General features: G+C 63.8%; 12 protein-coding genes and 1 pseudogene. 5 read left to right on the top strand and 8 right to left on the bottom strand.

Features of this window, described 5'->3' with window-relative positions; translation table 11 throughout:
* Positions 1 to 298: pseudogene (locus ACFC3J_RS08495) on the bottom strand (opacity protein); the annotation flags it as partial.
* A gap of 302 nt (positions 299 to 600) precedes the next feature.
* Here ACFC3J_RS08495 and ACFC3J_RS08490 point away from each other — a divergent pair.
* Both ACFC3J_RS08490 and ACFC3J_RS08485 read left to right on the top strand, forming a co-directional pair.
* Positions 601 to 1,155 carry a hypothetical protein gene (locus ACFC3J_RS08490; protein ID WP_375195749.1) on the top strand — a complete coding sequence of 185 codons (555 nt, stop codon included), beginning with the start codon at positions 601 to 603 and terminating at the stop codon, positions 1,153 to 1,155.
* The gene (locus tag ACFC3J_RS08485) at positions 1,155 to 1,832 is read left to right on the top strand and encodes a hypothetical protein (RefSeq protein WP_375195748.1); all 678 of its coding nucleotides are present in this window, start codon (positions 1,155 to 1,157) and stop codon (positions 1,830 to 1,832) included. The genes ACFC3J_RS08490 and ACFC3J_RS08485 overlap by 1 nt, the downstream gene beginning before the upstream one ends.
* On the opposite strand, the gene ACFC3J_RS08480 is transcribed toward ACFC3J_RS08485, so the two are convergent.
* On the bottom strand, positions 1,819 to 2,271 hold the full coding sequence (locus ACFC3J_RS08480; RefSeq protein WP_375195747.1) for a peptidylprolyl isomerase: 453 nt from the start codon (positions 2,269 to 2,271) through the stop codon (positions 1,819 to 1,821). The genes ACFC3J_RS08485 and ACFC3J_RS08480 overlap by 14 nt on opposite strands.
* A 158-nt stretch (positions 2,272 to 2,429) precedes the next feature.
* Between ACFC3J_RS08480 and mgtE the strand changes: the two genes are divergently transcribed.
* Together mgtE and ACFC3J_RS08470 are read left to right on the top strand one after the other, a co-directional pair.
* Positions 2,430 to 3,857, top strand: a complete 1,428-nt coding sequence (gene mgtE / locus ACFC3J_RS08475; protein ID WP_375195746.1) for a magnesium transporter — start codon at positions 2,430 to 2,432, stop codon at positions 3,855 to 3,857.
* A 40-nt stretch (positions 3,858 to 3,897) separates the two neighbouring features.
* Complete coding sequence (locus tag ACFC3J_RS08470) at positions 3,898 to 4,299, top strand: DUF1489 family protein (protein ID WP_375195745.1); 402 nt, start codon at positions 3,898 to 3,900, stop codon at positions 4,297 to 4,299.
* Positions 4,300 to 4,302: 3 nt separating this feature from the next.
* Here ACFC3J_RS08470 and ACFC3J_RS08465 read toward each other — a convergent pair whose 3' ends face one another.
* The 6 genes from ACFC3J_RS08465 to ACFC3J_RS08440 form a co-directional block, all read right to left on the bottom strand.
* Positions 4,303 to 5,703 (bottom strand): UdgX family uracil-DNA binding protein, encoded by a 1,401-nt coding sequence (locus ACFC3J_RS08465; RefSeq protein ID WP_375195744.1) that lies wholly within the window; start codon positions 5,701 to 5,703, stop codon positions 4,303 to 4,305.
* Positions 5,700 to 6,173 (bottom strand): hemerythrin domain-containing protein, encoded by a 474-nt coding sequence (locus ACFC3J_RS08460; protein ID WP_375195743.1) that lies wholly within the window; start codon positions 6,171 to 6,173, stop codon positions 5,700 to 5,702. Before ACFC3J_RS08460 ends, ACFC3J_RS08465 begins: the two co-directional genes overlap by 4 nt.
* A gap of 61 nt (positions 6,174 to 6,234) precedes the next feature.
* Complete coding sequence (locus tag ACFC3J_RS08455) at positions 6,235 to 6,531, bottom strand: hypothetical protein (RefSeq protein WP_375195742.1); 297 nt, start codon at positions 6,529 to 6,531, stop codon at positions 6,235 to 6,237.
* Positions 6,532 to 6,666: 135 nt separating this feature from the next.
* Positions 6,667 to 7,917, bottom strand: coding sequence for a putative DNA modification/repair radical SAM protein (locus tag ACFC3J_RS08450; protein ID WP_375195763.1), 1,251 nt, complete (start codon positions 7,915 to 7,917; stop codon positions 6,667 to 6,669).
* A gap of 56 nt (positions 7,918 to 7,973) precedes the next feature.
* Positions 7,974 to 9,842 carry a CHASE3 domain-containing protein gene (locus ACFC3J_RS08445; protein WP_375195741.1) on the bottom strand — a complete coding sequence of 623 codons (1,869 nt, stop codon included), beginning with the start codon at positions 9,840 to 9,842 and terminating at the stop codon, positions 7,974 to 7,976.
* Between the two features lie 67 nt (positions 9,843 to 9,909).
* Entirely contained in the window at positions 9,910 to 10,680 is a 771-nt protein-coding gene (locus ACFC3J_RS08440; RefSeq protein ID WP_375195740.1) for a class II aldolase/adducin family protein, read from the bottom strand.
* 211 nt (positions 10,681 to 10,891) lie between these two features.
* Here ACFC3J_RS08440 and rpsU point away from each other — a divergent pair, with 211 nt between their 5' ends.
* On the top strand, positions 10,892 to 11,098 hold the full coding sequence (gene rpsU / locus ACFC3J_RS08435) for a 30S ribosomal protein S21 (protein ID WP_004208618.1): 207 nt from the start codon (positions 10,892 to 10,894) through the stop codon (positions 11,096 to 11,098).

The following is an 11,098-nucleotide window of genomic DNA, read 5'->3' as shown; positions in this document are numbered from 1 at the left end:
ATTCCCAGTCGACATCGCCGCTGACGCCCTTGGACGCCGTGCCTTCGACGCCGAGTACGATCGGTCCTGCGACATTGGCATTCACGCCCGCCACGCCTTCGACGATGCGGCCCTTATAACCGACCGGAGGGATGCCTTCCTTCCCGGTTTCGCTGTCGAAATTGTGGATGCCGCCCATCACGCCGACATAGGGTTCGATGCGGCGCGATCCTCCGTCCTGCCCGGTCCCATCCTGCGCCATGGCGGCGACGGGAAGCAGCGACGCGGCGGCAGCCGCTGTGAACAGCAGAGTCTTCATGGGGTTTCCCCTTCAATTGTTGGAAAATATGCAGCCGCAGGTTTGGACCCTCCGGCGTCGCGCAGGCTGCTGCAAGCGGCTCAGGCGACACCCAACCAATCCCCGTCCGCGGGTGAAGGTTGCATGAACCGGACTGGAATTATCCGGCAAAGCCCAGTTTTGTGACCACAATACAACGGTTTCTGTCGCCAGGATGAACCGATGTGCGCTTGTCTGAACCCCAGCTAAACGCGCGCCATTCACAACCAATTCAAGCAACTCGCGTTATGGGTGGGAAGGATGCAAGGATAAGGAGAAAGGCGATGGCCTGGACCGGACAAAAGTTTCTGGCTGCGGTCGGCCTTGTTGGCGCGCTTGCGCTTGGCGGCTGCGCCTATGACGATGGCTATTATGGCGGCGTCAGTGTCGGGACGGGCTATTATGGCGGCGGCTATTATGACGATTACTGGGGTTCCGGCTATTACCGGCCCGGCTATTATGGCGGCTGGTATAACGGCTTTTACTATCCCGGTAGCGGCTATTATGTGTACGACCGCGGGGGGCGCCGACACCGTTGGAATGACGGGCAGCGCCGCTATTGGGAAGGCCGCCGCGACTACCGGCGCGACGATGACCGGCGCGGCGCATGGAATGGCGGCACGTCGCGTCCGTCGTGGCGGGAACGGTCGGATGGCGATGGCAGTCGCTGGAACCGGAACGGGGGCGCTCGGTCTAATGCGCAGCCGCCCCGGCAGCAAAGGGGGCAACAGGATATGACGGCACCAAGGTCGGGATGGAATCAGGGATCGGCGCCGCGCGCCCGGTCTGACGGCGGCGGACATGGCCGGCGTGATGGCTGGCGGGGCCGGCGCGACTGATGCGTTTTTCCGCTGGTGCGACCCTTTGCATGAGCCTGCTCCTCCTGTCGGCCTGCGACGGCCGGGAGGAGAGCGCGATCGACAATCTTGCCAACGGCGCCAATGCCTCGCAGGTCGAAAACAGCATCCGGGCGGAGGCGCAGGCGGTGATGGAGCCGCTGACGCCGCCCGCACCCGGTACGCCGGGTGGCCTTCCGGTCGATCCTCAGCCCGTGATCGAGGAAAATGCCGTCGATCCCAAGGGTGCTCAGGGTGCCGCGCAGGTGGTGCAGGGCTATTATGGCCTGCTGGAGGAAAAACGCTACGGCGACGCGCAGGACCTCTGGAATGACAATAGCGCGATGGGTGCGGAGGATGATGCCCATTTCGCGGCGCGTTTCCGCAGCTTCAGCGAGATTCACGCCAATATCGGCGCGCCGGGCGACGTGGAGGGGGCCGCCGGATCGCTGTTCGTCACCGTGCCGGTGCAGGTTTATGGCCGTTTGGCGGCCAACGGCAAGCCTTGGTATCGGCTGCGGCAGGTAACCTTGCGCCGCGCCAACGACGTGCCCGGCTCCAGCGAGGCGGACCGCCGTTGGCACATAGAAAGCATAGGTCCCTACGAATCGCCCGCGCAAGAGGTGGCGGAGACGGCCAACGCCATCTCCGCCACCGATCAGACGCTCAGGAAACAGTAGCCTTCAGGATCTTGCCGGGGGTCTTCGGCGGCTCGCCCTTGGGCAGCGCGTCGACATGCTCCATCCCCGACGTCACTTCGCCCCAGACGGTATACTGGCCGTCAAGGAAGGTGGCGTCGTCGAAGCAGATGAAGAACTGGCTGTTGGCGCTGTTCGGGTTCATTGCGCGGGCCATGGAGCACACGCCGCGGACATGCGGCTCGCGGCTGAATTCGGCCTTCAGGTCGGGCAGCTTCGATCCGCCCATGCCAGTGCCGGTCGGGTCGCCACCCTGCGCCATGAAGCCGGGGATGACCCGGTGGAACACGACGCCGTCGTAAAAACCGTCCTTGGCGAGTTCGGTGATGCGCTCGACATGACCGGGCGCAAGGTCGGGGCGCAGCTTGATGACGACATCGCCGCCGCTGTCGAGGGTAAGGGTGAGGGTGTCGTCGGCCATGGAAAATCCTCTCTTGCCGGGGGAAACGGGAAAGATCGTTCATATAGAGTGTTGGGACGGGGATGGAAGCGCCTCATACGTTTCTTGGGGCATTGCATTTGTGACGATCATCGGCAAAAGCGGGCACATGCTACAGGAACCGGACAGTAGGGGACGCGATGAGCGAACGAGCCGATACGGCCGAACCCCGGCCGGACGAATTTGACGACATTGCCGCAGAGCAGGCCGAATCCCGCCATGACGAGGATGACCGGCTGAAGGGCGAATTCGTCTCTGCCGTGCTGGACGCGGTGGAGGAGGACGACCGCGAACGCGCGCGCGAGCTGGTTTCGCCCCTTCACCCGGCCGACATCGCCGACCTTCTGGAGCTGACCCCGTCCGAACGACGCGGCGAGGTAGCGGCTGCGCTGGGCGATCTGGTCGGCGCGGAGGTTCTGTCCGAGCTTAACGACTATGTCCGCGAGGATATTCTCGACGCGCTGCGGCCCGAACAGGTGGCCGAATTCGCCGCCGAACTCGACACCGACGACGCCGTCGCCATCATCGAGGATATGGAGGAGGCCGATAAGCAGGCCGTCCTCGATGCGCTGGACCCGGAAGACCGCGCCGCGATCGAAAGCGCGCTTTCCTATCCGGAGGAATCCGCCGGGCGCCTGATGCAGCGCGACCTCGTCGCGGTGCCCGAACATATGACGGTCGGCCAGGTCATCGACTATCTGCGCGACAATCGCGATCTGACGAGCGACTTCTGGGAAATCTTCGTCGTCGATGAAGCGCACAAGCCGATTGGCACCTGCCAGCTCAGCTGGGTGCTGACCTGCCCGCGCGCGATTGCCATGTCGGACTTGATGAAGCGCGAACAGACGCTGATCCCGGTCGACATGGATCAGGAAGAGGTCGCGCTGCGCTTCCAGAAATATGCGTTGATCTCCGCCGCCGTGGTGGACGCCACCGGGCGGCTGGTCGGGATGATCACGGTGGACGACATCGTCCACATCATTTCCGAGGAAGCCGGTGAGGACATCCTGCGGCTGTCGGGTGCGGGCGAGGGCGACATCAACCAGCCGATTCTGGAAACGGTGCGCACCCGTCTCCAATGGCTGGTGGTCAATCTGGGCACGGCGATCCTGGCCGCATCGGTGGTCGGACTGTTTCAGGCGACCATCTCCAAATATGTGGTGCTGGCGGTGCTGATGCCGATCGTTTCGGGCATGGGCGGCAATGCGGGAACGCAGACCATGGCGGTCGCGGTGCGCGCGCTGGCCACCAACCAGCTCACCAGTTCCAACACCATTCGTCAGATCATCCGCGAATTCCGCATCGCCAGCGCCAACGGCACGGCGCTGGGTATATTGATCGGGGTCGCGGTGGGACTGATCTACGGCAATCACGATCTGGGCATAGTGATTGCGCTGGCCATGCTGATCAACAATCTGGTGGCGGGGCTGGCGGGCATATTGGTGCCGGTGACGCTTGATCGCCTCAACATCGACCCGGCCGTGTCCTCCGCCGTGTTCGTGACGACGATGACCGATGTGATGGGCTTTTTTTCCTTCCTCGGGCTGGCGACCGTCTGGGGCCTGTAGCGCCCCTTGACCGGCCGATTGGACGACCCATCTTCGCGCCATGCCCCTGCTGCACCTCACCAAGATCGCCTTCCAGAGCGAAAGCCCTGCAACGCTCCGGGCCTGGCTGGAAAGCCATGCGGAGGAAGCGCGGCTCACCACCCGTTACCTCCCCAAGCGGATCGACGAGATGGAGGGCGGCTCGCTCTACTGGATTCACGGCCATCAACTGGTGGGACGCAGCCCTATCCTGGGCTTTCAGGAAACCGGGCAGGGCCGCTACTGGATCAGGCTGGAGCCAAGACTGATCGCGGTGCGCGCCCAGCCCAAGCGCGCCCATCAGGGCTGGCGCTATCTTGAAGCGAAGGATGCGCCGCCCGATCTGGGCGCGGGTGAGACGAACGCGCTGGACGCCATGCCCCCCGCCATGATCGGCGAACTGGCGAGGCTGGGGCTGATCTGACGGTCAGGCGAGCGCCCTCACCTGTTCGCCGATGACCCGCAATTCCCGGACGAAGCGCGCCCGCTCCTCGGTCTTGCGCTGCTCATCGGGCAGGCGCAGCAGAAAGCTGGGATGGATGGTGATCCAGCCCTGCGCGCCGCTTTCCAGAGGGATGGGTGCGCCACGCATCCGGCTGATCGTCACGGCCTTGCCCAGCAGCGCCCGCCCGGCGGTTGCGCCCAACGCCACGATGATGCGCGGCCGCACCAGATCCCATTCCTGTTCCAACCACCAGCGGCAGGCCTTTATCTCCGGCGTTTCGGGAGTCTGGTGGATGCGCCGCTTGCCGCGCCGTTCATGCTTGAAATGCTTGACCGCGTTGGTGACGTAGGTGCGGGTCCGGTCGATTCCGGCCTCTTCCAGAGCGCGGTCGAACAGTTGTCCGGCGGGTCCGACGAAGGGCCGCCCGGCCAGATCCTCCTGATCGCCCGGCTGTTCGCCGACGAACATCAGCGGCGCACTGACCGGCCCCTCGCCAAAGACCGTCTGCGTCGTGTCGTGGTAAAGGGGGCAGCGGGTGCAGGCCATCGCCTCGCCCCGCAGCGCCTGCCAGGCGGCGTCGGCATTGCCGGGCCGGGAGGGCGGCTTGGGCGGCGTGGCGATCATGGCCGCTTCACGCGCCTGCGCGCCCGCGACCAGCCCCGGAATGAGCGACGCCTCCGGCAGATTGCGCCAATATTTTTTGGGCATTTCGGACAGCATCGCGCCGGTCTTGAGCCGGGCCGGATTGAAGATCGCGGCATAATAGCCCTTCCAGATGTCTTCGACCGGATCGTCGGCGGGGGCATCGCCCCGATGGGCGCCCGGTCCTTCCGATACCGTCTCGCCATCCCAATGGATGCTGCGTTCCGGCGTCAGGATCGACCAGCGCATCGACGCGAAACGCCGCACGAAAAACCCGGCATTGGCGCGGACGATATGATGTTCCGGCTCGAACCACGCAACGAAACGGGAACCGTCGTCGTCCGCCAGTTCCCGGAAGCGGACGAAGGCTCGCATCTTGTGCATGTCGCGCCGCACCGCCTTGGCCAGCGCTTCGACGCGCCGCACCAGCGGATCGGCGCGATCCTCCAGACTGCCCGGCCGTTCGCGCAACTGCGCCAGCAGGGCATAAAGCATTGCAAAGCGTTCCGGATCGCGGTGCAATATCGCGGCTTCGGCCAGCTGGACAAAGGCGCGGGGCACGGAAAAGGCCGCTCCCTGCGAAGGTGAGGGCGGCGGCAGGCTTTCCGTCGCGAACAGATCCCGCTCGCCCCCGATCTGCCAGACGATTTGGGATGGGGTGATCCCCGCCAGGGCAAAGGCCCTCGCGGCCCGGCGCCAGCCTTCGAAATCATCCGGACCGCTCAAGGGCGCGCAAATCATGGTGCCCGATTTTCGGCCTCCGCCCGCTGCAACTCGGCCGGTTTGCGCCGGGCGAAGAGGGCGGCCAGCTTCTGCTCCTCTTCAGCCGTCAGTTCCCTGGCCGCATCGGGGAACATCTCCTCCTCTTCCTCATCGATATGATGCAGATAGCGCTTTTTCATGTCGGCGAACTTGCGGTTCCAACCATCGCCGTTGAAGGGAAGCTCGCCCAACTCCTCCAGATAGTCGTCGATTTCCTTATGCTCGGACACGCTATGCTGGGCATCTCCGCGAAGGTCCGGCCGGGCCAGCATGGTCGCGTAGAGCGTTTCCTCCTCCGCCGCGGCATGGGCGGTCACTTCCACCCTGAACTGTTCGAACAGCTTTTCCAGCCGGTCCGGTTCGTCCTTCGCGTCAGCCATTTTGTCGAACAGCTGACGATGCGCGTCATGATCCTGCTTCAGACGATCGAAAATCGTGGCGTCGGCCATAAACATGCTCCTCCTCATTCGGAAGGAACAACGACGCATCGGCGAATTTGGGTCCGGCGATTCAGCCGAACAGGGCGCGGAAGATGATCGCGACGGGTATCCAGAGCAGGCCGCCGACAATGCTGGCCGACCAGAGTTGCAGCAGATCGCGACGGAAGCGCACGGCCAGCCCATGGGCAGAAAGGCCGCTCCGGTCCAGAATTTCCCAGCGTCGCTCCAGTCCACGCGCCGCGACGGCAAAGCCGCCGATGGCGACGATGATGCCCAGATGCAGGAGCAGCGAACCGCCCATTTTGGCGACGATGAAAATCTGAAGCAGGCAGAAGACGACGAGAGCGGCGGCCAGATGCGTACTCATTCGCCTGGCATGACCTGTTCGGCCGCCATGCGTTGCACCATCCTTCCACATCGTCGCCAAATGCCCGGCCCTTTCCCTTCGCCCGACAAGCAAAACATGAACGGCGGCATCGATCAACGGCAAAATGCGCGCGACTCATCGAAAAAGCTCATATTGGGTGGGTTGCGGCGTCAGCGACTGCCGCAGGTCGATCCGGTCGGCCAGGCCAACGGGGCGCCAGTCGCTGGCCACCAGAAAGGGCCGGATCTTGGCGAGGGAGCTTGTCAGCCGCGCCACATCGTCCAGACGCAGCCGCCGGTGGCGGCGGCTGGCAAGGATGCGATCGACGGCCTTCACGCCCAGACCCGGCACGCGCAGCAGGGCCTCCCGCGGTGCCCGGTTGACGTCCAGCGGAAAAAGGTCGCGATGGCGCAGCGCCCAGGCGAGTTTGGGATCGATGTCAAGCGGCAGGCAGCCCGTTTCCGGATCGGTCGCGCCCTGCAGCTCCTGCGCCGAATAGCCGTAGAAGCGCATCATCCAGTCGGACTGATAGAGCCGGTGTTCGCGCATCAGGGGAGGGCGCTGGAGCGGGAGCACGCTGCTGGGCGAGGGGATCGGGGAGAAGGCGCTGTAATAGACCCGACGCAGGCGATGACGGTCATAAAGCGCGCTTGCCCGTTGAATGATGGCGCGGTCGTCGGCCTTGTCCGCACCGACGATCATCTGGGTGGACTGACCGGCGGGCGCGAAGCGCGGCGCATGGGCATAGCGGCGGCGCGCATCGGTGCCGTCCTCGATCGCGGCGCGCATCCCCGCCATCGCGGTTTCGATCCGGCTGCCGTCCTTTTCGGGCGCGAGACGCTTCAGTCCCGTCTCGGTCGGCAACTCGACATTGATTGACAGCCGGTCGGCATAGAGCCCGGCCTGATGCGCCAGTTCAGGATCAGCGTCCGGGATCGTCTTGAGATGGATATAGCCGCGAAAATCATGCTCCGCCCGCAGGCTGCGGGCGACGGCTACCAGCTGTTCCATCGTATAGTCCGACGAGCGGATGATGCCGGACGAAAGGAACAGACCCTCAATATAGTTCCGGCGATAGAAGCTGATCGTCAGATCCACCACCTCGCGCACGGTGAAGCGCGCACGGCGGACATTGCTGGACCGGCGGTTGATGCAATAATGACAATCGAAAATGCAGCTGTTAGTCAGCAGAATCTTTAGCAGGGAGATGCACCGCCCGTCCGGCGCATAGGCGTGACAGATGCCCATCCCCTCCGTCGATCCGATACCGCCTTTCTGGCCTGAGCGGCTGTCGCGTCTGACCGTGCCGGAAGATGCGCATGAAGCATCATATTTCGCGGCGTCGGCGAGAATCTCGAGCTTCTGACGGGTGGTGAGAATGGGCATGTCGTTCATGATATGTTCTAGATGCGATCATGTCTACAATCTGCATCAGTTTTGGATCAGGCTTCGACCTGACCGGCGTCGAGCACCTGACGGACTTTCATGGCCAACTGATCGAGGGTGAAGGGTTTGGCGAGGAAGGACAGGCCGGGATCGAGCATGCCGTTATGAACGATGGCGTTGCGGGTATAGCCGGTTGTGTACAGGATCTTGAGATCGGGGCGGGTTTCGCGTGCCCGATCCGCAAGCTCGCGCCCGTTGATGCCGGGCATCACGATATCGGTGAAAAGCATGTCGATGCGCGGCTGGATCGCCAGCATTGCCAGCGCCTGCTCGCCGTCCGATGCCTGAACGATGGTGTAGCCCAGCTCGCGCAGAGAATCGACCGACATGTGCCGGACGCGCTCCTCGTCCTCCACCACCAGGATAATTTCCTCACCGCGGGCGCGGGGCAGCTCGGCTGGAGCGGGCACAGGGATTCCGACGGCTGCTTCAGGGCCGTAGTGGCGCGGCATGTAAATCTTGATGACCGTGCCTTCGCCCGGTTCGGAATAGATTTTCACATGGCCGCGCGACTGCTTTATGAAACCGAACACCTGGCTCAATCCCAGGCCGGTGCCCTTGCCGACGCCCTTGGTGGTGAAAAAGGGATCGAAGGCGCGTTCCACCACATCGGGCGGCATGCCGGTGCCGCTGTCGGTCACCGATACCATGACATATTGTCCGGCCGCGATGTCCCGCTGCGCGGCGGCATAGGCGTCGTCGAGATGGGCGTTGGCCGTCTCGATGGTCAGCCGCCCGCCCATCGGCATGGCGTCGCGCGAGTTGACGCACAGGTTGATGATTGCGGATTCCAGTTGACCCGCATCAATGCTCGCCCGCCACAGGCCGCCGGCGAGGACGGTTTCGACCCGGATGCTCTCTCCGATGGTGCGGCGCAACAGTTCCGACATGCCGCCGACCAGCTTGTTGACGTCGATCGGCTGGGGGTCGAGCGGCTGTTGCCGGGAAAAGGCGAGGAGGCGCGCGGTTAGCTGTGCGGCGCGTTGCGCGCCTTCCGTAGCGTTGCCGATGCTCTTTGCGACACGCGGATCGGAGTCGGCCGACAGCCGTCGCCGCGCAATGTCCAGCGACCCGATGACGATGGCCAGCATATTGTTGAAGTCATGGGCAATGCCGCCGGTAAGCTGGCCCAGGGACTCCATCTTCTGCATCTGGCGCAACTGCGCCTCGGCCGCTTCGCGCTCCTGCCCTTCCGCGATCAGCCGTTTGTTGATCGCGCCAAGGGCCTGCTCGCTTTCGGTCGCCTCGGCGGCCCGGCGATAGGCGGTGCGCAGGGCGAGCGCCCCCAGCAGCGTGATCAGCACTGCCGAAACCGCCATACCGATGGACACCATCATGCTGAGCCGATAATCATTGGCCGTGCGGGTTTTCAGCAATTGCGCTTCGCGCGCCCGCATGGCGGCCACCACCGCGCGAATCTTCGTCATCGTGACCCTGCCGGCGTTGAAATCCCCCGCGGCGATGATTTCGCCCTTGCGCCGCCGCTCGATCCCGGTGCGCATCAGGAACAGGCGGTCGTCGAGCAGGGCCTCCAGCGTCTCGATCGATTGAGCCTGCTGGCGATTGTCCCGCACTTCGGCTCGCAGCGCGGCCAGTTCCCGCCGCCATCCGCTGCGAAAGGCTTCATAAGGTTCGAGGAAGCTGTCCTCTCGGGTCAGCATGAAGCCGCGCTGGCTGCTTTCCGCCTCCTGAGCGTGGAGCAGCAGCATCGAGAGCTGATTTTCGACCCGCAGCGTGTGTTGAACCCAGCCATTGACCCGTTGCTGCACGGCATAGAGCCAATAGGTGCTGCCCACTGCCACCACGACGATCAGCAGCGCCAGCAACAACAGGACTATCGACCGTTCGGGGCGGAGCGCGGACATGGGGGCCAAGATGCTGAAATATGGGGCAGGGGGCAAGGGTGATGCGCGCCCTCGCCCCAAATGGCGCTCAGTTCCGCCAGCTGGGATCGATCCGGTCGATCTTGCGGACCATCGCCTCGAAATCGGGAACGCCGGGACCGGCCGGCAACTGGACTCCGGACAGGTCCCGCTGGTGCACGGCGATGACCTCCGCCGGAATCTCGACCGGCGTGCCCGCCGACCCGGTCGCCACCTGAATTTCGCAGGCTCGCTGGAGCAACCACTGGGTTAAAAAGGCTTCGGGCAGGCTTTTGGCCATGACCAGCGTGCCATGGTTGCGCAGCATCATGATCCGCCGCTCGCCCAGATGGGCGATCAGCCGCTCGCCTTCGTCCGGCCGAATCGTGACGCCTTCGAAATCGTGATAGGCGATTCGGCCGGCAAAGGCGGCGGCGTAGAAATTGGTCGGCCGCAATCCTTCGCGGGTAGCGCTCACCGCCATGCCCGCGGTCGTATGGGTGTGAATGATGCAATGGGCATCGGGCACATGCCGATGGAAAACGCTATGCTGGGTAAAACCGGCGCGATTGACCGGGTAGGCGCTGCCGTCCAGCACATGGCCGTCAATGTCGATCTTGACGAGGCCGGATGCCGTCACTTCGCTGTAAAGCAGCCCGAAGGGATTGATCAGGAAGGCATTTTCCTCCTCCGGCACGCGCAGGGTGATGTGGTTGTAGATCAGTTCCGACCAGCCCAGATGGTCGAAAATGCGGTAACAGGCGGCCAGTTGCTGGCGCGCGGTCCATTCCGTGGCAGACATGGGCCTGTTTTGAGCGTGGTTTCCGGCAGCGGTTGCCATGACGATCCTCTTCCCTGTTTATGAAGCCACTATCAGCTTTGCGCCGGCCCGTGTCGAGATGGGTTGAATTTGCGCGACTCTGCTGGTAGGGCGCGCCCCACACGGCGCAGGGTGACCTGCGACGACTCACCGCTATTTTCTTCGGGTGGCCCGTCGGGAAGGGTTTGTTTCCTGGCGATTCGCTCGTTTTCGACTGGAGTTTGACTGGCTTATGCAAATCATCGTTCGCGACAACAATGTCGACCAGGCCCTGCGCGCGCTCAAGAAGAAGCTGCAGCGTGAGGGCGTGTATCGCGAGATGAAGTTGCGCCGTCACTATGAAAAGCCGTCGGAAAAGCGTGCCCGCGAAAAGGCTGCGGCTGTCCGTCGCGCCCGCAAGCTGGAGCGCAAGCGCGCCGAGCGCGACGGCGTCCGGTAA

This window comes from Sphingobium sp., from assembly GCF_041987595.1.
Taxonomy (GTDB): Bacteria; Pseudomonadota; Alphaproteobacteria; order Sphingomonadales; family Sphingomonadaceae; genus Sphingobium.
This window is presented reverse-complemented; position numbering and strand designations above follow the sequence as displayed.

Excerpts from the sequence above, each read along its gene's own strand:
- mgtE (WP_375195746.1), top strand. The coding sequence starts at position 2,430 with ATGAGCGAACGAGCCGATACGGCCGAACCCCGGCCGGACGAATTTGAC.
- ACFC3J_RS08450 (WP_375195763.1), bottom strand. The coding sequence starts at position 7,917 with ATGCCCATTCTCACCACCCGTCAGAAGCTCGAGATTCTCGCCGACGCC.
- ACFC3J_RS08445 (WP_375195741.1), bottom strand. The coding sequence starts at position 9,842 with ATGTCCGCGCTCCGCCCCGAACGGTCGATAGTCCTGTTGTTGCTGGCG.
- ACFC3J_RS08465 (WP_375195744.1), bottom strand. The coding sequence starts at position 5,703 with ATGATTTGCGCGCCCTTGAGCGGTCCGGATGATTTCGAAGGCTGGCGC.
- ACFC3J_RS08470 (WP_375195745.1), top strand. The coding sequence starts at position 3,898 with ATGCCCCTGCTGCACCTCACCAAGATCGCCTTCCAGAGCGAAAGCCCT.
- ACFC3J_RS08480 (WP_375195747.1), bottom strand. The coding sequence starts at position 2,271 with ATGGCCGACGACACCCTCACCCTTACCCTCGACAGCGGCGGCGATGTC.
- ACFC3J_RS08440 (WP_375195740.1), bottom strand. The coding sequence starts at position 10,680 with ATGGCAACCGCTGCCGGAAACCACGCTCAAAACAGGCCCATGTCTGCC.
- ACFC3J_RS08460 (WP_375195743.1), bottom strand. The coding sequence starts at position 6,173 with ATGGCCGACGCCACGATTTTCGATCGTCTGAAGCAGGATCATGACGCG.
- rpsU (WP_004208618.1), top strand. The coding sequence starts at position 10,892 with ATGCAAATCATCGTTCGCGACAACAATGTCGACCAGGCCCTGCGCGCG.
- ACFC3J_RS08455 (WP_375195742.1), bottom strand. The coding sequence starts at position 6,531 with ATGAGTACGCATCTGGCCGCCGCTCTCGTCGTCTTCTGCCTGCTTCAG.
- ACFC3J_RS08490 (WP_375195749.1), top strand. The coding sequence starts at position 601 with ATGGCCTGGACCGGACAAAAGTTTCTGGCTGCGGTCGGCCTTGTTGGC.
- ACFC3J_RS08485 (WP_375195748.1), top strand. The coding sequence starts at position 1,155 with ATGCGTTTTTCCGCTGGTGCGACCCTTTGCATGAGCCTGCTCCTCCTG.